The organism is Streptomyces sp. DH-12, assembly GCF_002899455.1.
GTDB lineage: Bacteria > Actinomycetota > Actinomycetes > Streptomycetales > Streptomycetaceae > Streptomyces.
In genome coordinates, this window is record NZ_PPFB01000001.1 from 1,196,068 (window position 1) to 1,219,224 (window position 23,157).

Genomic DNA, 23,157 nt, shown 5'->3' on the forward strand with positions numbered 1-23,157 from the left:
GCCCTCGCCCGGCGTCACTGCTCCAGCCGGGCGACCCTGCCCTTCTCCCCCGCCGCCCAGCAACTCCGGTCGGGCGTGCAGTCGACGGTGTCGTACGAGCCGGTGTCGACGGTCCGCCAGGTGAGGCCGCCGTCGGTGGTCAAGTCGGTGCCGGTGGGGCCGACGGCGAGGGCGCCGGCGCGGCTGTGCGGGAGCCAGGCGACGCCGGAGCGGTAGGCGGGCGGGGATCCGGCGGCCGGGCGCCACGTGCGGCCGCCGTCGCCGGTGCGGGCTGCGGCGTCGGGCGAGGGCAGGCCGGGGTTGAAGTCGCCGCCGACGGCGAGACCGTGGTGGCGGTCGCGGAAGGCGAGGGCGAAGACGCCGCGCGCCGGGTCGCCGGCCGGGATCGGGGTGTCGGTGGCCGTCCAGGTGCGGCCGCGGTCGGCGGAGTGCAGGACGCGGGCGCGGGCCGCTCCCCCGGTGGCCAGCCAGACGTCCTTCGGCCCGGACGACACCAGGCACTGGCCGCTCGCGGCGAACCCGGCCTCGCCCTCCAGCGCCGGCGGCATGCCGGTGTCGGGCAGCACGGCCCAGGAGCGGCCCCCGTCGCGGGTCGACAGGATGCGGAACCTGCCGTCCACGGGATCGCTCACCGCCAGGCCGTGCCGGTGGTCGAAGAAGGTGAGGCAGTCGTAGAAGGCGCGGGCGTCCGGGTTGCGGAAGGCCTCCGTCCAGGTCGCTCCTCCGTCGTCGGTGCGGTGGACGCGGGAGTCCTCGCCCTCCCCGACGGCCAGCACGACGGCCCGCCGCGCGTCGAACGCCTCGATGTCCCGGAACTGCAACTCCCCCGCGCCGGGCGGCGAGACGTCCCGCCAGGCCCGGCCGCCGTCGGTGGTGCGCAGCACGGTGCCGCGGGTTCCGGCGACCCACGCCGTGTCCCGGCTGACGGCGGCGAGACCGCGGAACCGCACGTCGGGAGTGCCGGTGTCCTTCACCTCCCAGTGCGGGGCACGGTCCTTCGGACGCCCGTGCGCCTGCGCGGGTACGGCGGTGAGGGCCGCGAGCGCAGCCGCGCAGGCGGCCACCGCGGTCACCCGGCGGAAGCGCCGCCCCTCGCGTCCCGTCGGTCCCGTCCGTCGCGTGCTTCCCGAGCGCCTCATGGCGGGCGAAGCCAGCCCACGGGCCGGACGTCGTCCAGAGCGCCCGCCCGGCGGGCGCCACCCCGAGTGGCCCGTGCGGGACGGGAGGAGAGACGTGTCACTCGGGTGCATGAAGGCGGTGACAGAGGTCACTCGCTCCCCATGCGCACGGAATGGCCGATTCCAGCGTCTCCTAGGTAGCCGACGAACACGATCCGCCCGGAAGCCCGCCCAGCCGTCACGAGGGAGCAAGGCGTTGTCCACCGTCATCGAGCAGCCCGTAGAGGCCCGCCTGGTCGCCGCCGCGCCGCGGATGGCCGACATCCCCGCCACGCTGCACTACGACGGGGACGACCCGTTCGCCGTCCGCATGACCTTCCCCGCGCCCGCCACGCTCGAAGGCGTCGACGTGTGCTGGACGTTCGCCCGCGACCTGCTCGCCGCGGGCATGGAGGCCCCGGAGGGCCACGGCGACGTACGCGTCCGTCCGTACGGCTACGACCGCACGGTGCTGGAGTTCCACGCCCCGGAGGGCACGGCCGTCATCCACGTCCGCTCCGGCGAACTGCGCCGCTTCCTGGCGGCGACGAGCGAGCTGGTCCCGACCGGCCTCGAACACCTCCGCCTCGACCTGGACCACGACCTGGCGGAACTGATGCGGGACGCGTGAGCGGTTCCGCGGGGCGGGGCGCCCTGCGGAACGGGGCGCACACGGCGGACCCGCGCGCGCGACGCGCGAAAGGGAGCGGGCACGGCCCCGAAAGGAGGCCGGGGCACGAGAGGGATCGGTCCGGGTGGCCGCGTCCGGCCGGCGGCCGGGTCAGTGCGGCTCCGACGGGCGGGCGCCTCGCAGGAACTGCGTCACCGCCGTGTCCACCAGCCCTTCGAGCCGTCCCGGTCCGATCATGCCGCTGTTGAGCATGGACGTGATCCCCAGGACGGTGGCGTAGATGACCAGTCCGATCTCCTCCGGGTCGCCCTCCTCCAACTCGCCGCGTGACTGACCCTCTTCGATCAGGTCACCGATCTGCCCGAACGCGGCTGCGGCGGCCTCGGCGACCGCGGTCGCCCCCGGGCGGTGCTTGGCGGCGTTCATCAGCCCGGTCAGCGCGGCGTTCTCGGTCGCGAACCGGACGTAGGCCGACGCGAACGCGTGCAGGCGAGCGGCCAGGTCGTCGTCGTCGATCTCGTCCACCGCGGCCCGCAGCCTCGCGCCCAGGCGGACGAAGCCCGACTCGGCGAGGGCGTCCAGCAGCGCGCGGCGGTCCGCGAAGTGCCGGCCGACCGCTTCGATCCGATCGAGCCGATGCGCCGAGGGATCTGCCCGGGGCTTTCAGCGCCCCCTGGACAGTGAGGGCGTCGGGGCCGTGTCCCGCAGGGCTGAGCGGAGTTCGTCGAGGACGGCGGCGAGGGCCGGGGACGTCTCCGAGGCGCGGGCGGACAGGACGTCGGTGGGCGGCGTGTCGTCGCCTCCGAGCGGAAGACCGGCCGCGGCCGCCAGGGTCAGCGCGACCGCGGTTGTCGCCGGGACCTCGTCCGCCGCCGCGGAGCCGGACAGGATCCGCCGGGCCTCCTCGCGCAGCGCGTCCGCGCGGGCCGTGTCCGCCAGGACGTGGTCCACCGACGGGAACACGCCCAGTACGCGGTGCTTCTCGGCCCGCAGCACGCCCTCGGCCACCAGGTGCTCGCGGACCGCGTCCAGGGTGTGCCGGGCGTGCAGCGTCACCCAGGTGCGCCAGTCGTGCGGGAAGGACTCGCTGACCAGCTCCAGCAGCCCGTCCAGGGCCGGGTCGCCGGTGCGGGAGTCGAGGTCGCGCGGGGTGACGATGCCGTCGTCGTCGACCAGCAGGCCGCGCCGTGCGAGATCGGCCAGGGCGCCGGCCCGCACCACGGGGGCGGCCCGGGTGGGGTCGGTGTCCCAGGCCAGCAGGCACAGGCGGGCCGGCAGGGAGAGCGGGCCGTTGGGCACGGGGCCTCCTCGGTGCGGGGACACGGGGTCCGAAGGCGTCCGGAAATCGCGTTGACGGCCGGTGCGGCCGCGCGTAACGTCGTCGCCGGTTCTGTTGTCGTCGATGGGAGAAGGACGTTGCTCGTCTGAGGTTCTGAGACACCGCCCCACACCGGTCAGGTGTGTGTGCTGCGTGCGACCTCGGCGTCCGAGCCGTCCTTGCGGTCCCTCCGCACCAGGGCTTTTCTCATGCCACGGATTCCTTCCCGGCTGCCGGTCGTCCTCCCGCGGTGTCTCGATACGCGTGTGCCCCTGATCCCCCTCAGCAACCGCGGAGGCCCGCATGCCAGCCTCACTCACCTGTCACTCCCTCTCCTTCACCTGGCCCGACGGCACCGTCGTCCTCGAGGACCTCGACGCGGCCTTCGGCCCCGGCCGCACCGGCCTCGTCGGCCTCAACGGCTCGGGCAAGTCGACCCTGCTCAAGCTGATCGCCGGGGAACTCACCCCCACGGACGGCTCCGTCCGGGTGTCCGGCGAGGTGGGCCGGCTGCCGCAGACCGTCACGCTGGACACCGCGCTGCGGGTCGACGAGGCGCTCGGCATCGCCGGGAAGCGGGCCGCGCTGCACGCCATCGAGGCGGGCGACGTGGCCGAGGAGCACTTCGAGACCGTCGGCGACGACTGGGACGTCGAGGAGCGCGCCCTGGCCACGCTCGGCGAGCTGGGCCTCGGACACATCGGCCTGGACCGCACCGTCGGCGAGGTGTCCGGCGGCGAGTCGGTGATGCTGCGGCTGGCCGCGCTGCTGCTGAGCCGCCCCGACGTGCTGCTGCTCGACGAACCCACCAACAACCTCGACCTGTACGCCCGCAGACGGCTGTACGCGGCCGTCGAGAGCTGGCCGGGCGTCCTGGTCGTGGTGAGCCACGACCAGGAACTGCTCGACCTGGTCGACCAGATCGCGGACCTGCGCCCGGGCGGGATCGCCTGGTACGGCGGCAACCTCACCGCCTACGAGGAGGCCCTGGCCGTCGAGCAGGAGGCGGCGGAGCGCATGGTGCGCGTCGCCGAGGCCGACCTGCGCAAGCAGAAGCGCGAACTGACCGAGGCCCAGGTCAAGCTGGCCCGCCGCAGGCGGTACGGCCAGAAGATGTGGGAGCAGAAACGCGAACCGAAGATCGTCATGGGCGCGCGCAAGCGCGCGGCGCAGGTCTCCGCCGGCAAGCACCGCATCATGCACGAGGAGAAGCTCGCCGAGGCCAAGGAGCGGCTCGACGACGCGGTGGGGGCGGTGCGGGACGACGACGAGATCCGCGTCGACCTGCCGTTCACCGCCGTGCCGCCGGGACGCCAGGTCCTCACCCTGGCGGATCTGGAAACGGCGTACGGCGCCCGGGTGAAGGGTCTCGACCTGCGGGGCCCGGAGCGGGTGGCGCTGATCGGGCGCAACGGCGCCGGCAAGACGACGCTGCTGCGCACGGTCGCCGGGGAGCTGCCGCCGGTGTCGGGCGAGGCCGCGGCGCACGTCCCGCTGCGGTTCCTGCCGCAGCGGCTCGACGTCCTCGACCCGGAGCTGACGGTGGCGGAGAACGTGGCGCGGTTCGCGCCGGGCGCCACCGACAACCGGATCCGGGCGCGGCTCGCCCGCTTCCTGTTCCGGGGCGCCCGCGCCGACCGGCGGGCGGCCACGCTGTCCGGCGGCGAACGCTTCCGGGCGGCCCTGGCCGCGCTGATGCTGGCGGAGCCCGCGCCGCAGCTGCTGATGCTGGACGAGCCGACGAACAACCTGGACATGGCGAGCGTCCGGCAGCTCACCACGGCGCTGGAGTCGTTCGAGGGGGCGCTGGTCGTGGCCAGTCACGACCTGCCGTTCCTGCGGTCGGTCGGCATCACGCGCTGGCTGCTGATGGAAGGAGGGGAGCTGAAGGAAATCACGCCAGAAGCTGTCGGGTATTCCGCCTAGCGTCGGCGGCATGACCCAGCAGGACGCGTACCTCACCCTCACCGGAGCCACCGAGAACAACCTGAAGGACGTCTCGCTCCGCATCCCGAAGGGCCGGCTGACCGTGTTCACCGGCGTTTCGGGATCGGGGAAGTCGTCGGTCGTCTTCGACACGATCGCGGTCGAGTCGCAGCGGCAGCTGAACGAGACGTACACCTGGTTCGTCCGCAACCGGCTGCCCAAGTACGAGCGGCCGCACGCGCGGGCGCTGGAGCACCTGACGCCGGTGATCGTCGTCGACCAGCGGCCGGTCGGCGGCCACTCCCGGTCGACGGTGGGCACGATGACGGACGTGCACTCGGTGCTGCGGGTGCTGTTCTCCCGGCACGGCACCCCGAGCGCGGGACCGGCGACCGCGTACTCGTTCAACGACCCGTCGGGCATGTGTCCCGGCTGCGACGGACTGGGCCGGACCGTACGGCCGGACTGGGACCGCATCATCGACCCGGACCGCTCCCTCGCCGAGGGGGCGGTCCGGTTCCCGCCGTTCGCCCCGGGCACCTGGCAGGGGCAGGCGTACACCAACAGCGACGAGCTGGACCCGGACAAGCCGGTGCGCGACTTCACCGCCGCCGAGCGGGAGTTCCTGATGCGGGGACGGCCCGGCAGCAAGGTCACCGTGCACGGCACGGGCGGCACCTGGACCACCGAGTACGAGGGACTGGCCGACCGCTTCGAACGGCTGTATCTGAAGCGGGACCTGGAGGGGATGAGCCAGAAGACCCGTGACCTGGTACGGGAGTTCCTCACCGAGGGCGTCTGCCCCGACTGCGGCGGGGCCCGGCTGAACGAGGCGGCGCTGGCCTCCCGGATCGACGGCCGGAACATCGCCGACCTCTCGGCGATGCAGGTGTGCGACCTGATCCCGGTGCTGCGGACGATCGACGACCCGGTGGCCGGGCCGGTCGCCGCGGCCGCCGTCGCCGCGCTGGAGCGGATCGACCGGATCGGCCTCGGCTATCTCAGCCTCGACCGGGCGACGTCCACGCTCTCCGGCGGCGAGGGCCAGCGGCTGAAAACCGTACGGCACCTGGGCTCCAGCCTGACCGGGATGACGTACGTCTTCGACGAGCCGAGCGTCGGACTGCACCCGCGGGACGTGCACCGGCTGGGTGAACTGCTGCTGCGCCTGCGGGACAAGGGCAACACCGTGCTGGTCGTCGAGCACGACCCGGACGTCATCGCGCTGGCCGACCACGTCGTCGACATGGGGCCGGGCGGAGGCGCCGAGGGCGGCAGGGTGGTGTTCGAGGGGACGCCGCGGGAGCTGGCCGCCTCGGGCACGCTGACGGGGCGGTGCCTCGGGCGGCGCACCGCGGTGAAGACGGAAGTACGGCAGCCCACGGGTGAGTTGTGGGTGAAGGGGGCGGACCGGCACAACCTGCGGGACGTCACCGTGTGCTTCCCGGCCGGGGTGCTGACCGCGGTGACCGGGGTGGCGGGGTCCGGGAAGAGCAGTCTGGTCGCCGAGTTCACCGACGCCCACCCCGAGGTCGTGGTGGTCGACCAGTCGTCCATCGGCATCTCCGGGCGGTCCACCCCGGCGACGTACCTGGGGGTCATGGACACCGTGCGGAAGATCTTCGCGCGGGGGACGGGCGCGGAACCGGGCCTGTTCAGCTTCAACTCCACCGGTGCGTGCGCCACCTGCGGCGGCCGCGGCATCCTCCACACCGACCTGGCGTTCATGGACCCGGTGACCACCACCTGCCCGGACTGCGAGGGGCGGCGGTTCGGCGAGGAGGTGCTGCGGCTGACCGTCGACGGCCGTTCGGTCGCCGACGTGCTGGAGATGACCGCCGGCGAGGCCCTGGACTTCTTCCACGACACGGGCGTACGGCGGCGGCTGCGCGCCCTGCGGGACGTCGGGCTCACCTACCTCACGCTGGGCCAGCCGCTGTCCACCCTGTCCGGCGGGGAGCGGCAGCGGCTGAAGCTGGCCACCCGGCTGCACCGGGACGGCGCGGTGTACGTGCTCGACGAGCCGACGACCGGGCTGCACATGGCGGACGTGGACGGTCTGCTCGGCCTGCTGGACCGGCTGGTGGACGCGGGCAACACGGTGGTCGTGGTCGAGCACAACCTCCAGGTGGTGGCGCACGCGGACCGGGTGATCGACCTGGGCCCGGGCGGCGGGAAGGACGGCGGCCGGGTGGTGTTCGAGGGCACGCCGGCCGAGCTGCTGCGGGCGCCGGGGTCGTTCACCGGAGAGCATCTGCGGCGGGCCACGGGCTGAGCCGGGGTGCCCGGGGCGCGGATCCGGGTACCCGTGACGGTCCCGTCCGCGCCGGAGGAACCCCGCTGACCGGCGGGGTTTTACGGTGCTCTTAGCCTACGGTCACGTAACCTACGGATACGTAGCCTACGATGCCGTAGGTTGTCCGGCACCGCTCGCCGGCGCGTCCGCACGTCCCCGTCCCCCTGGAGCCACCCGTGACACTCACTCCTCCCCACCTCGGCAGCCCTTCCGTCTGGACCGACGCCCGGCTGTTGTACGCGCTGGAGGAAGTGGTCGAGAAGGAACTCAACCGGCATCTGAAGGTCGCGAAGGACTGGATGCCGCACGAGTACGTGCCGTGGAGCGACGGCCGCAACTTCCCCGGCTTCTTCGAGGACGGCGAGGCCTGGGAGAAGGGCCAGTCGAAGGTCACCGAGGTCGGCCGGATCGCGCTCGTGGTCAACCTGCTGACGGAGGACAACCTCCCCAGCTACCACCACGAGATCGCCACGCTGTTCGGCCGGGACGGCGCCTGGGGCACCTGGGTGCACCGCTGGACCGCGGAGGAGGGCCGGCACGGCATCGTGATGCGCGACTACCTGCTCGCCTCGCGCGCGGTGGACCCGGACAAGCTCGAGCAGTTCCGCATGGCGCACATGAGCGAGGGCTTCGAGTCGGACAACCGGCACTCGATGCTGCACTCGGTCGCCTACGTCGCCTTCCAGGAGCTGGCCACCCGCATCTCCCACCGCAACACCGGGCACCAGTCCGGCGACCCGGTCTGCGACCGGATGCTGGCGCGGATCGCGACCGACGAGAACCTGCACATGGTGTTCTACCGGAACCTGCTGAAGGCGGCGTTCGAGATCGCCCCGGACCTGACGATGCAGGCGGTCCGCGACGTGGTGGTGAACTTCCGCATGCCCGGCCACAGCATCCCCGGCTTCGAGCGGGCGGCCGCGCAGATGGCCATCGGCGAGGTGTACAACCTGCGCATCCACCACGACGACGTGCTGCAGCCGGTGCTGCGCTTCCTGAGGGTCATGGAGATCGACGGGCTGGGCCCGGAGGGCCTCAAGGCGCAGGAGGAGCTCGGTGTGTTCCTCGGCGGGCTGGACGCCGAGGCGCGCACGTTCGACGAGAAGCTCGCCGCCCGCAAGGCGCGGATGGCCGCCCGCGCCGCCGGCTGAGCCGGCCGGGGCGGCCCGGGGCGGCCCTACCGGCGTCCGGCGCGCCGCAGTTCGTGGCGTTCCTTCTCGGACAGGCCGCCCCACACGCCGAAGCGCATGTCGTGGGTGAGGGCGTACTCCAGGCAGGCGGCGCGGATCGGGCACAGGCCGCAGATGCGCTTGGCCTCACGGACCGAGCTGCCGGGCTCGGGGAAGAAGAAGTCTCCCCCGGTCTGCGCGCACAGCGCCTCCTCCTGCCAGGTGAGGTCGGGTGGCGTCAATGTGTCGGTGTGCATGGCCGGAAGCGTGCCCGAGCGGGAAAAACGTTCGATCAACGCGGCATCAACGCCGGGCCCGGGGCGGCGGCCCCGGGCCCGGCGAAGCCGCGCGGCGGGCACGATGATGACGCCCGGCGGCCCGGCCGCGCACGGCGGCGCGCCGGACGTCAGGTCTGGCGCGGGTCGCCCCTGAGCACCGCGAAGCGCGCGCCGTACGGGTCCTCCAGGCGGGCCAGCCGGCCCACCCCGGGGACCGAGGCGGCGGGCATCCGCACCCGGCCGCCCCGCTCGGAGGCGCGCGCGACCACGGCGTCCGGGTCCTCGGCGCCGATGTACGGCAGCCAGTGCGAGCGGCCCTCGTCCCGCTCCACGGGGTCGTCGGCGAGCGGCACCATCCCGCCGAACGCGCCCCCCTCACCGGCCGCCCGCGGGCCGGCGGAGGTGTAGACGCCGCCGGGGAGGGTCACCGCGGAGGTCTCCCAGCCGAGGACCGCGTGGTAGAAGGCGGCGGCGCGGGCGATGTCCGGCGTGTACAGCTCGGCCCAGCACAGGCTGCCCGCCTCGCCGGCCGACTCCAGGCCCTCGCGCCGCCCGGGCTGCCAGACGCCGAAGGGGGCGCCCGCCGGGTCGGCGACGACCGCCGACCGGCCCTGCTCCCCCACGGTGACCGGCGGCTCCGGCACGCTCCCCCCGGCGTCGCGGACCGCGTCGGCGGTGGCGTCGGCGTCGGGGCTGCGGAAGTACACCGTCCAGACGGCCGGTCCCTGGTCGCGGGCGACCGGCGCGCAGCCCGCGACGATCCGGCCGGCCCGCTCGAAGAAGCCGTAGCCTCCGCCCTCGGGTCCCGCGGAGCGGTACGACCAGCCGAACAGGGCGCGGTAGAAGGACGCGGCGCCCTCCGGGTCGGGCGTGCCGACGTCGATCCAGCAGGGCGCGCCGTCGACGAAGCGGGTGGTGAGCATGGTGCCTCCTCCGGGGAGTCCCGTCGCCTGCTCCGTCGAGTCTTCCACCCCTCACCGACGATCGCCCGGACGGCACCCGGACGGGCCGCGGCCGGCCGGGGCAGGGGTCAGGCGGACGCCCTGCGGACCAGCGTGACCGGCAGCACCACCCCGGACGGCCCGGCGCCCGCGGTCTCGTCCGGCGCGGTGCCGCGGTCCAGGTCGCGCAGCAGCAGGCGGGTCATCAGGCGGCCCATCTCCTCGATGTCCTGACGGACCGTGGTGAGCGGGGGTTCGGTCTGCTCGGCGATCGGCAGCATGTCGTCGAAGCCGACCACCGCGACGTCCTCGGGCACCCGCCGGCCGTGCTCGCGCAGCGCCCGCAGGGCGCCGGCCGCCATCAGGTCGTTCCCGGCGAACACCGCGTCCAGGTCGGGCCGGCGGCCGAGCAGGGCGCGCATCGCCCGCTCGCCGCCGGCGGCGGTGAAGCCGCCCTCCTCGACGAGCGCCGGGTCGGGGTCGGCCATGACGTCCCGGAAGCCGTCGAGCCGGTCCACGGCCGAGGTCTGGTCGAGGGCGCCGGTGATGTGCGCGATCCGTTGGCGGCCGAGGCCGAGCAGATGCCGTACGGCGTCGCGGGCGCCGCCGCGGTTGTCGGTGTCGACGTACCGCACGCCGTCCTCGCCGCCGTTCCAGTGCGGCCGGCCGCCGAACACGGTCGGCAGTCCGGCCCGCTGGATCAGTCCGGGCAGCGGGTCGTCGATGTGCAGGGAGAACACCAGGGCGCCGTCGACATGGCCGCCGGCCAGATAGCGCGCGACGCGCGCGTGGTCGTCGCGGTCCTCGGTGAGCAGCAGCACCAGCTGGTTGTCGTGGGCGGTCAGTTCCTTGCTGATGCCGCGCAGCTGGCGGGCGAAGAAGGGGTCGGCGAAGACCCGGGTCTCCGGCTCGGCCACGATGACGGCGACGGCGTCGTGGCGCCGGGTGACCAGGCTGCGGGCGGCCTGGTTGGGGACGTAGCCGAGTTCGTCCACCGCGCGCCGGACGCGTTCGGCCAGTGGTTCGCGCACTCCGTCGGAGCCGTTGACCACACGGGACACCGTGGCCCGGGAGACCCCGGCCCGCGCGGCCACGGCCTCCAGCGTGGGACGTGACGCCGTCTCGCTCACTTCGGGGCTCCTCACCTGGCGGTTGGCCGAAAGGATAGCCCCGGCCCGCACGCGGCGAGAGCGCTCTCGCCGCGTGCGGGCCGCCCGTCAGTGCTCGTGCCGCGACTTCTCCCCGGCGCCCGCGGTGTGGGCGTGCTCGTGCGGGTCGTAGCCGGGGATGGTGCCGTCCGGCTTCCGGACCAGGAACAGGCCGACCATGCCCATGTCGGAGTGGCTCTGGACGTGGCAGTGGTACATCCAGGCGCCCGCGCCCACCCCCTCCCCCGCGATCACCTGGAAGCCGAAGGAGTCGGCGGGGCCGCAGATCTTGGTGTCGACGACCCGGGTGGGGTCGTCGGGGCCGGTGAGGATGCCGGTGCGGTTGTCGGCCCAGCGGTGACCGTGCATGTGGAAGGTGTGGTAGTACTCGCCGTGCGTGATCATGACGATCTCGACCCGGTCGCCCACGGTGGCCTCGAAGTCCGGGCCCGTGTGCGCCGGCTTGTTGTTGATCGTCATGTCGTTGAAGACGATGGTGTGGGTGGCGTCCGGCAGGATGTCCCCCTTGCGGCGCACGATCACCGGGCCGTAGAGGCCGCCCCGGATGCCGCCGGTGCCGTGCACGGTGCCGACGACGTGGTCGTGGTAGTGCCAGTACCCCGCGCTGCCCGCCCGCCAGGTGCCGTCCGCGCGCCGTCCCGGCTTGTGGGTGCGCCAGGTGTAGGTGCGGGTGCCGCCGGGCTCGACGGCGCTCCGGTTCTGCTGGGTGCCGTCGCTGGAGATCTCGTAGTCGACGCCGTGGACGTGCAGGCTGACCGGGACGTCCATGGTGTTCTCGAACTCGATGTGCAGGGTGTCGCCCTCGTTGAGCTCGATGAGCGGGCCGGGGATCGTCGCCTTGCCCTTCTCGAGGCCGTAGCCCATCTGCCCGCCGGCGAGGCGCTCGGCGTACAGCTTGATCCGGCGCACCTCGCCCCCGGCGGGCGCGGTCCTCGCCGTCGCGGGGGCGCTCGCGGCCCCGGAAGCGGCTGACAACGATGTCGTCGCCACTGCGGCGCCGCTCAGGAGTACCCGCCGGTTGAAACCGCGTCTGTCCATGCCGAACTCCCCATCTGGCTGTCATGAACCTGTGAAACCGTAGCGGTCGGCTCTGGGTTTATCCACACTCAGGACAAAGTTCGTTTCTTTGCTGCGATAGGTATTGGCGTCCGGCGCAAAGAGGTCTAGCTTCCTTGACGCTGTTGCTGCGACCGAGGAGGGGTGGGTGGCCACGTGCGGTCCACATCGCGTCAAGAGCCCGCGCACACACGCGGGTTGAGCACATCGAGCACCTCGAACGCACGAAGGACGAGAAGAGGACGACGCGCCTGGGCCGCCGCCGTGGCCGCCGGCGCCGTCGCCGCCGGCCTGCTGTCGGGTCCCGCCGCCAGCGCGCGCCCGGCCCCGGATCCGTCCCTGACAACGATGTCCATCACATCGCCGCCCGGCGGCGCGAACGTCCGTGTGCTGCTGTTCCACGGCTCGGCGGCCGACGGCGACGAGTCGCCCCTGGTGAACGCCGGGATCGCGGCGATCGAGCGGATCGGGCAGACCGGTCCGGAGAACCAGCGCTTCACGGTGACCGCCACCGGCGACGCGTCGGTCTTCACCAACGACAAGAAGCTGAGCCGCTTCAACACGATCGTCTTCCTCACCGGCGGCGGGGACGTCCTCGACCCGGAGCAGGAGGCGGGCCTGGAGGCGTACATGGAGGCCGGCGGCGGGTTCGTCGGCCTGCACGACGCGGCCCGAGCGGAGCCCTACTCGGACTGGTTCACCGGGCTGATCGGCGCCCGCCCGGCCGCGGGGCAGGCCACCGTGCAGCGGGCGACCGTGGAGGTCGGCGACCGGCTGCACCCGGCGACCAGGAGCCTTCCGCTGGAGTGGAAGCGGCCCGACAAGTGGCTGAACTGGGCGAAGAACCCCTCCGGCGACGTCCACACGGTCGCCCGGGTGCGCGAGTCGACCTACAAGCCCGGCGCCGGCGCCAACGGCTGGGACCACCCGGTCAGCTGGTGCCGCGACTACGACGGCGGCCGCTCCTTCTACACCGGCATGGGCGGCACGGTGTCGTCGTACGACGAGACCGACTTCCGCGAGCACCTGCGCGGCGCCCTGCTGTGGACCACGCGTCTGGTCCGGGCCGACTGCAAGGCGACCATCACCGGCAACTACAAGGCGGAGCGGCTCACCAAGCCCAACCAGCCCGGGCAGAACGACCAGATCGGCGAGCCGCACGGCCTGGTCACCGCGCCCGACGGCCGCGTGTTCTACATCGGCCGGGGCGGCGCCGACGCCTCGCAGCCGGTCGTCACCGACTGGAACGACCCTGATGTCGGCAAGGGCACGGGCGAGATCCACGTCTACGACCCGAGGACCGAGGAGGTCACCCTCGCCGGCGCGCTCACCGTCTTCGGCAACAAGGGCGGCGGCGACGAGCTGACCAAGGTCGAGGAGGGCCTGCTCGGCATCGAACTCGACCCGCGGTTCGCGCGGAACGGATGGGTGTACCTGCACTGGACCCCGCACTCGGGGATCGACCGGGACAAGCGGATGGCCGAGCGGCGGGTCTCCCGCTTCACGCTCGACCACGCCACCGGCAAGCTGGACCTGAGCAGCGAGAAGGTGCTGCTGAAGTGGCCGGTGCAGATCCACAGCTGCTGCCACGCGGGCGGCGGGATGGCCTGGGACTCCAAGGGCAACCTGTACATCGCCACCGGTGACAACAACTCCAGCGGCTTCAGCGGCGGTTACTCCGGCAACAACCCGGAGCCCCACTACAAGGGCGTGTCCTTCGCCGACGCCCGCCGCACCGCCGGCAACACCAACAACCTCAACGGCAAGATCCTGCGCATCCACCCGGAGCCGGACGGCACGTACACCCTTCCCGAGGGCAACCTGTTCACCGGCAGGGAGACCGACGAGGGCGGCGGCAAGACCCGCGGCGAGATCTACGTGATGGGCGTGCGCAACCCGGCACGGATCTCCGTCGACAAGGAGACCGACGTCCTCTACGCGGGCTGGGTCGGCCCGGACGCCGGCGCCCCGTCGACGACCTGGGGACCGGCGAAGTACGACACGTTCGCCGTCATCACCAAGGCGTCCAACCGCGGCTGGCCGTACTGCATGGGCGACAAGCAGCCCTACCGGGACCGCAACCTGCCCGACCCGTCCAAGCCGCTCGGCTGGTACGACTGCGACCACCCGAAGAACGAGTCGCCGAACAACGACGGCCTGGTCAACCTGCCGCCGGTGACCGGCAACAACATCTGGTACTCGCCGCAGGGCGGCGGCCCCGGCTTCCCGCGCGACGAGAACGGCGTCCCGTCCTACAAGCAGGACGAGGCGACGTACCGGCTGCCCTGGCTGAGGGGCGGCGGGCAGGCCGCGATGAACGGCCCGGTCTACCGCTACGACGACGCGAACCCCAGTGACGTCAAGTGGCCCGCGTACTGGGACGGCAAGTGGTTCGTCGGCGACTTCTACGACGCCGACCAGCCGCGCAACGCGGTGCTGATGGACCCGAGGACACAGGGCGACGGCGGTCTGCCGGTGCACTCGGAGTCCCTGAAGAAGATCGTGCCGGTCGGCGACGACGGCATCAGGAACCTGATGGGCTGGACGTTCGGCCCGGACGGCGCGCTGTACGTGCTGGACTACGGGCGCGGGTTCTTCACCTCCGACGCCAAGTCCGCGCTGTGGCGCGTCACCTACACGGGCGGCGGGCCGACCCCGGCCGCCGGGCAACTGGCGAGGGGGACGCAGTGACACGTCGACCGAGAGTGTGGGCCGCGCTGCTGGCCGGCCTGATGATGGTGCTCGGCCTGCAGGCGCTGCCCGCCGCCGGGCAGCCGAAGGCCGAGGGCGGCCGCGCGGCGGCCCAGGTCCTCACCTGGACCGCCGGCAACGACATCGACAGGTACCTGTCCGCACCGGCCACCGCGGTGGCCGGTCCCGCGACGATCGTCTTCGAGAACAGCGTGGCCACCGGCAACACCACCGGCATGCCGCACACCCTGACGTTCGTCACCTCCGACCCGGAGTACAACAACGACGTCCAGCTGAACATCCTGGCCAACCCGACCGACGCGCAGGGCGGCCGGCACACGGCGGAGGTGACGCTCACCCCGGGCCGGTACCTCTACCACTGCACCATCCCCGGCCACGGCGAGATGCGGGGCGTGCTCACCGTCACCGAGGGCGGCGGCGAGGACACCACCGCGCCGGAGGCCACGGCGAAGGTGACCGGCACGCAGAACGGCCAGGGCGCGTACGTCGGGTCCGCGAGCGTCACCCTGGAGGCCACGGACGAGGGCTCGGGCGTGGACCGCATCGAGTACGCGCTCGGTGACGACGACGCCTGGCAGCCGTACACCGCCCCGGTCGTGGTCGACCAGGTCGGCACGCACACCGTCCGCTACCGCGCCCTGGACAGGGCCGGCAACGTGTCGGAGGAGAAGAGCGTCGAGTTCACCGTCGTCGCTCCGCCGACGGACGACACCACGCCGCCGGAGACCTCGGCGACCGTGGACGGCGAGAAGAACGCCGACGGTCACTACATCGACATGGCGACGGTCACCGTCACCGCCTCCGACACCGGCTCCGGCGTCAACACCATCGAGTACGCGCTCGGCGCGGACGGCGCCTGGCAGCCGTACGCCGGTCCGGTGATGGTGCACGAGGCGGGCACCCACACCGTCCGCTACCGGGCCACCGACAAGGCGGGCAACGCCGCGGCGGAGAAGAGCGTGGAGTTCACGGTCGTCGCCGCTCCCCCGCAGGACACCACCCCGCCCACCACCGGTGTCACCGTCCAGGGCACGAAGAACTCCGACGGCGCCTACGTCGGCCGCGCCACGGTGACGGTCAGCGCCGACGACGGGCACGGCGGGTCAGGAGTGGCGCGCGTCGAGTACTCCCTCGACGCGGGGCCGTACCTGGCGTACACCGCGCCCGTGGTGGTCGACCGGGCGGGCCGGCACACCGTGGCCTACCGGGCGACCGACGAGGCCGGCAACACCTCCGAGCCGCTCACGGTGAGCTTCACGGTGGTGTCCGGCGGGGTGCCCGCGCCCCCCTGCCCCGAGTACGACGAGCGGCTGACCGTGATCGTCGGCACGGTCGACTCGGGCGTGCCGAACCGGGTGACCGACAACCGGTGCCGGATCGGCGAGCTGATCGAGGACGAGAAGGAGTGGACCTCGCAGGCGCTGTTCCTGAAGCACGTCAGGGCCGTGCTGGACGCGCTGGAGGAGGAAGGGGTCGTCGACCGGCGTGAGTACCGGGCGATTAACAAGGCGGCCCGGCAGTCCGGCATCGGCACGCCCGGTCGGACCGAGGGCTACCGCACCATCCTCGACGGCACCGAGGCGTCGTTCGCCCGGTGGGAGCAGGTGGGCGGCGGTTCGTTCAGCCTGAACCCGGACGGGTCGATCACCTCGGGCACCACCCGGGGCGGGCTCGGCATGCTGTGGTTCCCGGAGCGCAAGTACGGCGACTTCTCGCTGAAGCTCCAGTGGCGTGACGACGCCCCGGGCACCGGCAACGCCAACTCCGGTGTGTTCGTGCGGTTCCCGCAGATCCACGACCACCCGGAGGAGCCCCGTCCCGAGTGGGCCGCCATCAAGTTCGGGCACGAGATCCAGGTGTTCGACTCGCCCACCGGCGACATGTACAAGACGGGCTCGGTCTACGGCTTCGACCGTGTGGGCCTGGCCGGCGCGGGCGTGACGCAGAAGGGCACCTGGAACGACTACGAGATCCGGGTGGTGGACCAGCACTACGAGGTCTACCGCAACGGCGTGCTGATCAACGAGTTCGACAACGTCGGCGGCCTGGACTTCTCCCCGCCGCGCTCGGACGACCCGGGCACGGACGGGCGGCGGTACGCCTCCGGCTACATCGGACTGCAGGTGCACGGCACGACGGACGTCGTCTCCTACCGGGACGTGCGGATCAAGGAGCTGTGACCCGCGTTCCCCTGCCGTAGGAGCCGGGTCAGGAAGCCGGGGGTTCCGGCTTCCTGACCCGGCCCGGCTGCCGTTTCCGCCGCCGCGCCCCGACCGCACCCCGGAGAGCTGCGCGTACGCGCAGCTGGAGGAGGCCGTCCGCCACGACCTCGCGGAGATCCTCGGCGGGCCGTGCCCCGGACACCGTGGCTCAGGGCTTGATCAGCACCTTGACGGCGCCGTCCCGCTTCTTCTGGAACATGTCGTAGGCCTCGGGGGCCTCGTCCAGCGGGACGCGGTGGGTGGCGAAGTCGTCGACGCCCAGCGGGTCCTCGTCGGTGAGGTAGGGGATGATCTCGTCGCTCCAGCGGCGCACGTTGGCCTGGCCCATGCGCATCTGCACCTGCTTGTCGAACAGGGTGAGCATGGGCATCGGGTCGGCCATGCCGCCGTAGACGCCGGAGAGCGAGATGGTGCCGCCGCGGCGGACCAGTTCGATGGCGGTGTAGAGGGCGGCGAGCCGGTCGACGCTGAAGCGCTCGGCCATCGGGCCGCCGAGCTTGCGGGGCAGCACCGCTGAGGCGTTCTGCACCATGCGGGCCGCCGTGCTGCCGTGCGCCTCGGTGCCGACGGCGTCGATCACGGCGTCGGGGCCACGGCCGTCGGTCCGGTCGCGGATCGCCTCGACGAGTCCCTTCTCGTCGTCGAAGGAGCGCAGGTCGAAGGTCTCCACGCCGCGTTCCTCGGCCCGGCGCAGCCGTTCGGGGACCAGGTCCACACCGAACACCCGTCCGGCGCCCTTGACCTGGGCGACCCGACAGGCCATGTCGCCGATGGGGCCGAGGCCGAGCACCGCGACGCTGCCGCCCTGGGGAACGTCGGCGTAGGCGACCGCCTGCCAGGCGGTGGGCAGCACGTCGGAGAGGTAGAGGAAGCGGTCGTCCGCCGGGCCCTCCGGCACCTTGATGGGGCCGTACTGGGCCTGCGGCACCCGGAGGTACTCGGCCTGGGAACCGGGCACCGCGCCGTACAGGCGGGTGTAGCCGAACAGGGCCGCGCCCTTGCCCTCGGCGCTGACCTGGGTGGTCTCGCACTGGGTGGGCAGGCCCGTCAGGCACATCCAGCAGTTGCCGCAGGCGATCTGGAAGGGCACCACGACCCGGTCGCCCACCTGGAGGTCGGGGACGGCCGCGCCGACCTCCTCCACGATGCCCATCGGCTCGTGGCCGAGGATGTCGCCCGGGGTCATGAACGGGGTGAGCACCTCGTACAGGTGCAGGTCGGATCCGCACAGTCCGGTGGAGGTGACGCGGATGATCGCGTCCGTCGGCTCCTCGATCCTGGGATCCGGGACGGTCTCGACCCGTACGTCCCGCTTGCCCTGCCAGGTCAGTGCCTTCATCGCCGCCTGCTCCCTCCGTGCCGGCCGGTGTGTCACGTCCGTGCGCGCCTGTGCGCCGCCCGTGCGGTCGCGTCCGGGTACCCGGGGCGCGGGACGCCGAACCGCTCGCCGCTGGGCCGATCGGCGGACTCCACCGCGCGGAATCCCGTCCGGCCAGGCAGGGACGTAGACGATCGGAAAAGCGCACAATTGGAACAGCGGATGAGTGAGGACGGCCGGTGGCGACGGTGGGCACAGAACGAGGGGCGCCGCGACGGCGCGGCGGCAGGAGGGCCGGAGTGCTGCTGGCCGCCCTGCTGGCGGCCGGACTGGCGGCGGGCTGCACGTCGGGCGGGTCCGGGGACGACGGACGCGGAGCGCGGGAGTCGCCGGCCGCGACGCGGGACGCGGACGGGGCGGGGGCTCCTCCCGTCCTCGCCGTGAAGATCGACAACGCGCCCGCCGCCCGGCCCCCGACGGGGCTCGACGAGGCGGACGTGGTCTACGTCGAGCAGGTGGAGGGCGGGCTGAGCCGGCTGATGGCGGTGTACGCCACCCGGCTGCCCGAGTCGGTGGGACCGGTGCGCAGCGCCCGGGAGTCCGACCTGGAGCTGCTGCGCCAGTTCGGCCGCCCCCTGTTCGTCTTCTCCGGGGCCCAGGGCAAGCTGCTGCCGCTGATCGACCGGGCGCCGCTGACGCCCGTGACCCCGGAGTCGGACGCCGGCGCCTTCACCCGGGACTCCGCGCGGGCGGCCCCGCACAACCTGTACCTCCGCCCGGACCGGGTGCTCGAGGACCCGCCCGGTGAGGCCGCGCTGACCACGGGCTTCCGCCGGGGTCCGGCGCCCGCCGGCGGCACGCCCGAGGACGAGGCCACCGTCCGCTTCCCGGCGGCCCGCTTCACCTTCACCTGGTCGGACGCCGACCGTGGCTGGCAGGTGTCGATGGACGGCTCCCCCGCCACCACGCGGGACGGCGACCGGCTGACGGCGGCCACGGTGGTCGTGCAGGACGTGACCGTGCGCCGCTCCGGCTTCCGCGACTCCCTCGGCAACAACACGCCGTACACGGAGACGGTGGGCTCGGGGAAGGCGACGGTGCTGCGCGACGGGCGCGCCTACCCGGCGTCCTGGAGCCGGCCGGCCGCCGCGGACGGCACGTCCCTCACCTCGCCGGACGGCGGGCCGGTGAACGTCGCGCCAGGACCGGTGTGGGTGCTGCTGGCGTCGGGACGCTGAGCGCGCGCGTCACCGGGCGGCGGGGCGGATCGCGGACGCGGTGCCGGGCGCGTCCCTCGTGGAGATCCCCGGCGCCTCGCACCTGGCGCCCGCGCAGCGCCCGGGGGCCGTCCTCACGGCGCCGCGCGCACTTCGCAGGGCACGCCGGGCGGAGGACGGCGGTGCGCCGCGCGGTGCTCGGCGCCGCGCACGTGGACCGGGCGCAGGCACGGCAGACGCCGTTCACCACCCGCGTCCAGGACTTCGTCTCCCGCTACGCCCGGGGCGAGATCTGGACCGGCCCGGCGCTGTCCCGCCGCGAACGCGGCATGGTCGCGCTGACGGCGCGGTGCTGCCGGAGACGGCCGTCCACTGCGGGGTCCCGGCGGCCGACGCGGCGTTCGCCGTCGCCCAGCGGGTGCTCGACGAGGAGGAGGGACGAGGGGCGGGGAGTCACCGGAGTCCGACGCCCGCGGCCAGTTCGGCGCGGGCCTGCTCCACCAGGCCGTCCGCCCCGCACGACCGGGCCAGCGCCACGCCCCGCTCCAGATCGGGCACGGAGCGGGCGAGCACGCCGTACTCGATGCGGGCGGCGGCGTGTTCGTACTGGCAGGGCGAGGACTCCAGGCAGGCGACCGCCTGGCCGGCGAGGCGCACCGCGCGCTGCCCGGTCTCCAGGGCGGCCGCCACCCGCAGGGCCTCCCCTATCGCCGTGTCGGTGCCGAGGCGTTCGGCGCGGCGCCGGAGGTCGACGGCGAGCCGGGCCGCGCGGGCCGGGTCCTCGGTGGCGAGCGCACGGGCCAGGTCGGCGGCGGCGAAGACGTGCACCGGGTTGTGGTGGCCGCGCGCGGCGGCGGCCTTCTCCGCCGCTTCCAGCTCGTCGACGCCCTCCTTGGCGCGGCCCACGGCGAGCAGCAGCCGGCCGCGCACCGAACGCGGGTCGGGCAGCACGACGGTGGACGGGTAGGGCGGGGCGAAACCGTGCCGTTCGGCCATGGCCCACGCCTCGTCGACATGGCCTCGGGCGAGCAGCGTGTCGACGAGGTTGCAGGTGGCCGTCCAGTACAACGGCAGTCCGCGGCCGACGCGTTCGGCGAGGCGCAGCGACTCGCGCAGGGAGTCCTCCGCCGCCTCCAGTCGTCCGCGCCTGCGGTGGGCGAGTCCGACGTAGGCGTGGGCGAGGGCCAGGTGTCCGCCGCCCCAGCCGGCCGTGTCGTACGCCTGCAGGGCCTCGTTGTAGAGGGTCTCGGCGCGGTCGAGGCGGTCGGTGTACGCGTAGGAGCCGGCCAGCATCAGCAGCAGTTCCACGCCCCACTCGGAGTCGGTCCAGCCGAGGCCGGGCGCGAGGCGGCCGTTGACCAGGGCGCGGTCGCAGATCTCGACGATCTCCTCGGCGTTCTCCCCGCGCATCATCGCGTCGAAGCCGCGCAGGATGAGCAGCGCCCGCTCGGCGTTGTCGCGGCCGGTGCAGGTGGCGGCGAGCTCGGCGAGGCGTTCGGAGCGGCCCGGGGTGAGGGACTCACCGGCGTGCAGGCCCTCCCACATGAACCGCACGGCCTGGAGCCGCATCCGGGCGGGTCCGGCGGGCAGCCGGGCGGCCTCCGCCTCGACCGTGCGGACGGCCTCCTCCATCTGGTCGTTGTGCAGCAGGGCCTGGGAGAGCCGGATCACGGCGTCCACCCGCCGCTCGCCGTCCAGTCCGGGCATGCCGAGCGCGGTGCGCAGATGGCCGATGGTGCGGGCGGGCGCGGTCAGGAAAGTGGCGCAGCCCAGTTCGTAGAGGACGTGCGCGTGGACCTCGGGACGGGGCGGCTCCTCCAGGGCGCGCTCCAGGCAGCGGCGGGCGGCGTCCGGGGCGCCGACGGCGAGGTGTTCGCGGGCCGCCTCGCGCAACTGCCAGACGAGTTCCTCGTCGTCGTCCGGGTGCACCTCGAGGAGGTGGCGGGCGGCCGCGGCGGCCCCGCGGCCGGAGTCGTTGACGATACGGGCCGCGATGCCGTGCATGGCGCGGCGCAGCGCGTCCGGGACGGAGTTGTAGGCGGCGGTCGCGATCAGCGGGTGCACGAACTCCAGCTCCGCGGGTCCGGCGGACGCCGGGTCGGGGACCGTCAGGATGCGGGCGCCGCGCAGGCGTTCGGCGCACCGGGCCGCGTCCTCGGGGCCGAGGGTGGCGAGCTGGGCCACCAGGTCGACGGTGATGCCGTCGCCGAGGATGGCGGCGGCCCAGGCGAACCGGGTGGCGTCCACGCCGAGTTCCTCCAGCCGGGCGACGAGGCCGCCGCCGCGCGCGGAGCGGTTGAGCTCGCGCAGTTCGCCGGCGTGCGCCTCGACCGGTTCCAGCTCGCTGTCCTGCACCTTGGCGAGGAGTTCGACGGTCTCGTACGGGTTGCCGCCGGTCACGGCCCACACCTCGCGGCAGAACGCCGCGTCCGCGTTCTCCCCGAGCGTGGCGCGGGTGAGTCCGGCCACCGCCTCGGGGGTGAGGGCGCTGAGGCTGGCGACGGGACGGCCGGCCGCGGCGGCGATCGCGTCCAGGTGACGGGCGCTCTCCCCGGTGATCTCGCCGGGGCGGCGGGCGACCACGACGAGGACGGACAGGTCGGCGAGGCGCTCGGCGAACGCGGCGAGCCAGTACAGGGTCTCCTGGTCGGCCCAGTGGGCGTCGTCGATGAGCAGCACCAGCGGCCAGTCCCGGCGGGCCAGCCGGCGCACGGCGGCGACCAGGCCCTCGCACACGCCCTGCGGGTCGGGGTGGCGGTCGCCGGGGTCGGCGATGCCGAGGGCGGGGCCCGCGATGTCGTACCAGTCGCCCAGGTACTCGCGGGCCTCCTCCGGCAGCATCGACACCAGGGCGGGCTGCAGGAGTTGGCGCACCACGTTGAACGGCACGGTGCGCAACGTCTCGCCGCCGCGGGCGGACCAGACGGTGCAGCCGCGCTGTTCGGCGATGCGGCGGGTCTCGGCGAGCAGGGCGGTCTTGCCGAGCCCCGCCTCGCCGCGCAACTCCAGCAGTGTGCCGGGCGAGTGGCGGTCGGCGCACAGGACGTCGACGGCCTCCGCGATGGCGGCGAGTTCCTCGTCGCGCTCCCACAGGGCGGCCGAGGGTGCCGCCGATGGCCGTACCTCCGTCATCCCGCTGCCTCCCCGAGTCGCCCGAATGACGTACCGGACCCGAGCGTAGTCCTCCGTCCGGCCCAGCGGAGCCCGCTCGGCGCACGTGTTGCCGTGACGAGTGACACCGGCCACGGGGAGTCGACGCGAACCGTCCCTCACCAGGGACCCGTCGGTCAACGACTGTTCCCTTCCGGCCCGTTGACGCGGGACGTGCCGGGCCGGCAGGAGGCGTCGCCGGGGTGGACGCGGACTCTCTCATCCGGCTTTCACCGTCGCCTCATACGGTGGGGGCATGACGCAGGTGACTCCCCCCGGGTGGTACCCCGACCCCGGACAGACGCAAGACGGCCCGCCCACCGAACGCTGGTGGGACGGCACGGCCTGGACGGCCCGGATCCGCCGGCCGGACCGGGCCGCCCAGACCACGCCGGAAGGGGGCGGCGCGGAGCGGGCCGCCGAGGCGGGGCCGGCGGGCGCGGACCAGGCCCAGGCGGGTCAGGCGGACCCGGACCAGGTCCCGGCGGGGCAGGCCGCTGCGGGCCAGGCGGTCGGCCGGACCGGCGCGGGCGAAGCGGCCGGGGGCCGGACCGGCGCGGGGCACGCGGCTGAGAACCGGGGCAGCGCGGGCCAGAC

The 23,157-nt window shown here is 73.6% G+C and carries 16 protein-coding genes and 2 pseudogenes; 9 read left to right on the top strand and 9 right to left on the bottom strand.

Going from position 1 to position 23,157, the window contains the following annotated elements:
* Positions 1 to 14 precede the first annotated feature (14 nt).
* Entirely contained in the window at positions 15 to 1,073 is a 1,059-nt protein-coding gene (locus C1708_RS04365) for a WD40/YVTN/BNR-like repeat-containing protein (RefSeq protein WP_106411393.1), read from the bottom strand.
* 301 nt (positions 1,074 to 1,374) lie between these two features.
* Here C1708_RS04365 and ssgD point away from each other — a divergent pair, with 301 nt between their 5' ends.
* Positions 1,375 to 1,788: a spore wall synthesis regulator SsgD gene (gene ssgD, locus C1708_RS04370; protein WP_106411394.1), complete on the top strand. Its 414-nt coding sequence runs from the start codon at positions 1,375 to 1,377 to the stop codon at positions 1,786 to 1,788.
* A gap of 150 nt (positions 1,789 to 1,938) precedes the next feature.
* Here ssgD and C1708_RS04375 read toward each other — a convergent pair whose 3' ends face one another.
* A complete protein-coding gene (locus C1708_RS04375; protein ID WP_241911153.1) occupies positions 1,939 to 2,313 on the bottom strand; it encodes a TetR/AcrR family transcriptional regulator C-terminal ligand-binding domain-containing protein in 375 nt (124 codons plus the stop codon).
* Between the two features lie 138 nt (positions 2,314 to 2,451).
* On the bottom strand, positions 2,452 to 3,087 hold the full coding sequence (locus C1708_RS04380) for a GOLPH3/VPS74 family protein (RefSeq protein ID WP_106411396.1): 636 nt from the start codon (positions 3,085 to 3,087) through the stop codon (positions 2,452 to 2,454).
* A gap of 322 nt (positions 3,088 to 3,409) precedes the next feature.
* Here C1708_RS04380 and C1708_RS04385 point away from each other — a divergent pair, with 322 nt between their 5' ends.
* The 3 genes from C1708_RS04385 (at position 3,410) to C1708_RS04395 (ending at position 8,479) form a co-directional block, all read left to right on the top strand.
* On the top strand, positions 3,410 to 5,032 hold the full coding sequence (locus C1708_RS04385; RefSeq protein ID WP_106411397.1) for an ABC-F family ATP-binding cassette domain-containing protein: 1,623 nt from the start codon (positions 3,410 to 3,412) through the stop codon (positions 5,030 to 5,032).
* A 10-nt stretch (positions 5,033 to 5,042) separates the two neighbouring features.
* On the top strand, positions 5,043 to 7,307 hold the full coding sequence (locus tag C1708_RS04390) for an ATP-binding cassette domain-containing protein (protein WP_106411398.1): 2,265 nt from the start codon (positions 5,043 to 5,045) through the stop codon (positions 7,305 to 7,307).
* Between the two features lie 197 nt (positions 7,308 to 7,504).
* A complete protein-coding gene (locus C1708_RS04395; RefSeq protein ID WP_106411399.1) occupies positions 7,505 to 8,479 on the top strand; it encodes an acyl-ACP desaturase in 975 nt (324 codons plus the stop codon).
* A gap of 26 nt (positions 8,480 to 8,505) precedes the next feature.
* On the opposite strand, the gene C1708_RS04400 is transcribed toward C1708_RS04395, so the two are convergent.
* From C1708_RS04400 to C1708_RS04415, 4 genes are all read right to left on the bottom strand, one after another.
* The gene (locus tag C1708_RS04400) at positions 8,506 to 8,754 is read right to left on the bottom strand and encodes a WhiB family transcriptional regulator (protein WP_106411400.1); all 249 of its coding nucleotides are present in this window, start codon (positions 8,752 to 8,754) and stop codon (positions 8,506 to 8,508) included.
* Between the two features lie 149 nt (positions 8,755 to 8,903).
* The gene (locus tag C1708_RS04405) at positions 8,904 to 9,698 is read right to left on the bottom strand and encodes a VOC family protein (RefSeq protein ID WP_106411401.1); all 795 of its coding nucleotides are present in this window, start codon (positions 9,696 to 9,698) and stop codon (positions 8,904 to 8,906) included.
* A 107-nt stretch (positions 9,699 to 9,805) separates the two neighbouring features.
* Complete coding sequence (locus C1708_RS04410; RefSeq protein WP_106411402.1) at positions 9,806 to 10,846, bottom strand: LacI family DNA-binding transcriptional regulator; 1,041 nt, start codon at positions 10,844 to 10,846, stop codon at positions 9,806 to 9,808.
* Between the two features lie 87 nt (positions 10,847 to 10,933).
* Positions 10,934 to 11,923, bottom strand: a complete 990-nt coding sequence (locus C1708_RS04415) for a multicopper oxidase domain-containing protein (RefSeq protein WP_106411403.1) — start codon at positions 11,921 to 11,923, stop codon at positions 10,934 to 10,936.
* Between the two features lie 282 nt (positions 11,924 to 12,205).
* Between C1708_RS04415 and C1708_RS04420 the strand changes: the two genes are divergently transcribed.
* Both C1708_RS04420 and C1708_RS04425 read left to right on the top strand, forming a co-directional pair.
* Positions 12,206 to 14,632: a ThuA domain-containing protein gene (locus tag C1708_RS04420; RefSeq protein ID WP_106411404.1), complete on the top strand. Its 2,427-nt coding sequence runs from the start codon at positions 12,206 to 12,208 to the stop codon at positions 14,630 to 14,632.
* 14 nt (positions 14,633 to 14,646) lie between these two features.
* Complete coding sequence (locus C1708_RS04425) at positions 14,647 to 16,833, top strand: OmpL47-type beta-barrel domain-containing protein (RefSeq protein ID WP_106411405.1); 2,187 nt, start codon at positions 14,647 to 14,649, stop codon at positions 16,831 to 16,833.
* Between the two features lie 190 nt (positions 16,834 to 17,023).
* Here the strand turns inward: C1708_RS04425 and C1708_RS04430 are convergent, their stop codons facing one another.
* The gene (locus tag C1708_RS04430) at positions 17,024 to 18,214 is read right to left on the bottom strand and encodes a zinc-dependent alcohol dehydrogenase (RefSeq protein ID WP_106411406.1); all 1,191 of its coding nucleotides are present in this window, start codon (positions 18,212 to 18,214) and stop codon (positions 17,024 to 17,026) included.
* A 218-nt stretch (positions 18,215 to 18,432) separates the two neighbouring features.
* On the opposite strand from C1708_RS04430, the gene C1708_RS04435 reads away from it, so the two are divergent.
* Positions 18,433 to 19,431, top strand: a complete 999-nt coding sequence (locus C1708_RS04435) for a DUF3048 domain-containing protein (RefSeq protein WP_106411407.1) — start codon at positions 18,433 to 18,435, stop codon at positions 19,429 to 19,431.
* A gap of 28 nt (positions 19,432 to 19,459) precedes the next feature.
* A pseudogene (locus C1708_RS34815) lies at positions 19,460 to 19,846 on the top strand (carboxymuconolactone decarboxylase family protein); the annotation flags it as partial.
* A gap of 17 nt (positions 19,847 to 19,863) precedes the next feature.
* Here C1708_RS34815 and C1708_RS04445 read toward each other — a convergent pair.
* Positions 19,864 to 22,542, bottom strand: coding sequence for an ATP-binding protein (locus C1708_RS04445; RefSeq protein ID WP_106411408.1), 2,679 nt, complete (start codon positions 22,540 to 22,542; stop codon positions 19,864 to 19,866).
* A gap of 274 nt (positions 22,543 to 22,816) precedes the next feature.
* Between C1708_RS04445 and C1708_RS34820 the strand changes: the two are divergent.
* Positions 22,817 to 22,897 (top strand): annotated as a pseudogene (locus C1708_RS34820) (DUF2510 domain-containing protein); the annotation flags it as partial.
* Between the last annotated feature and the right edge of the window lie 260 nt (positions 22,898 to 23,157).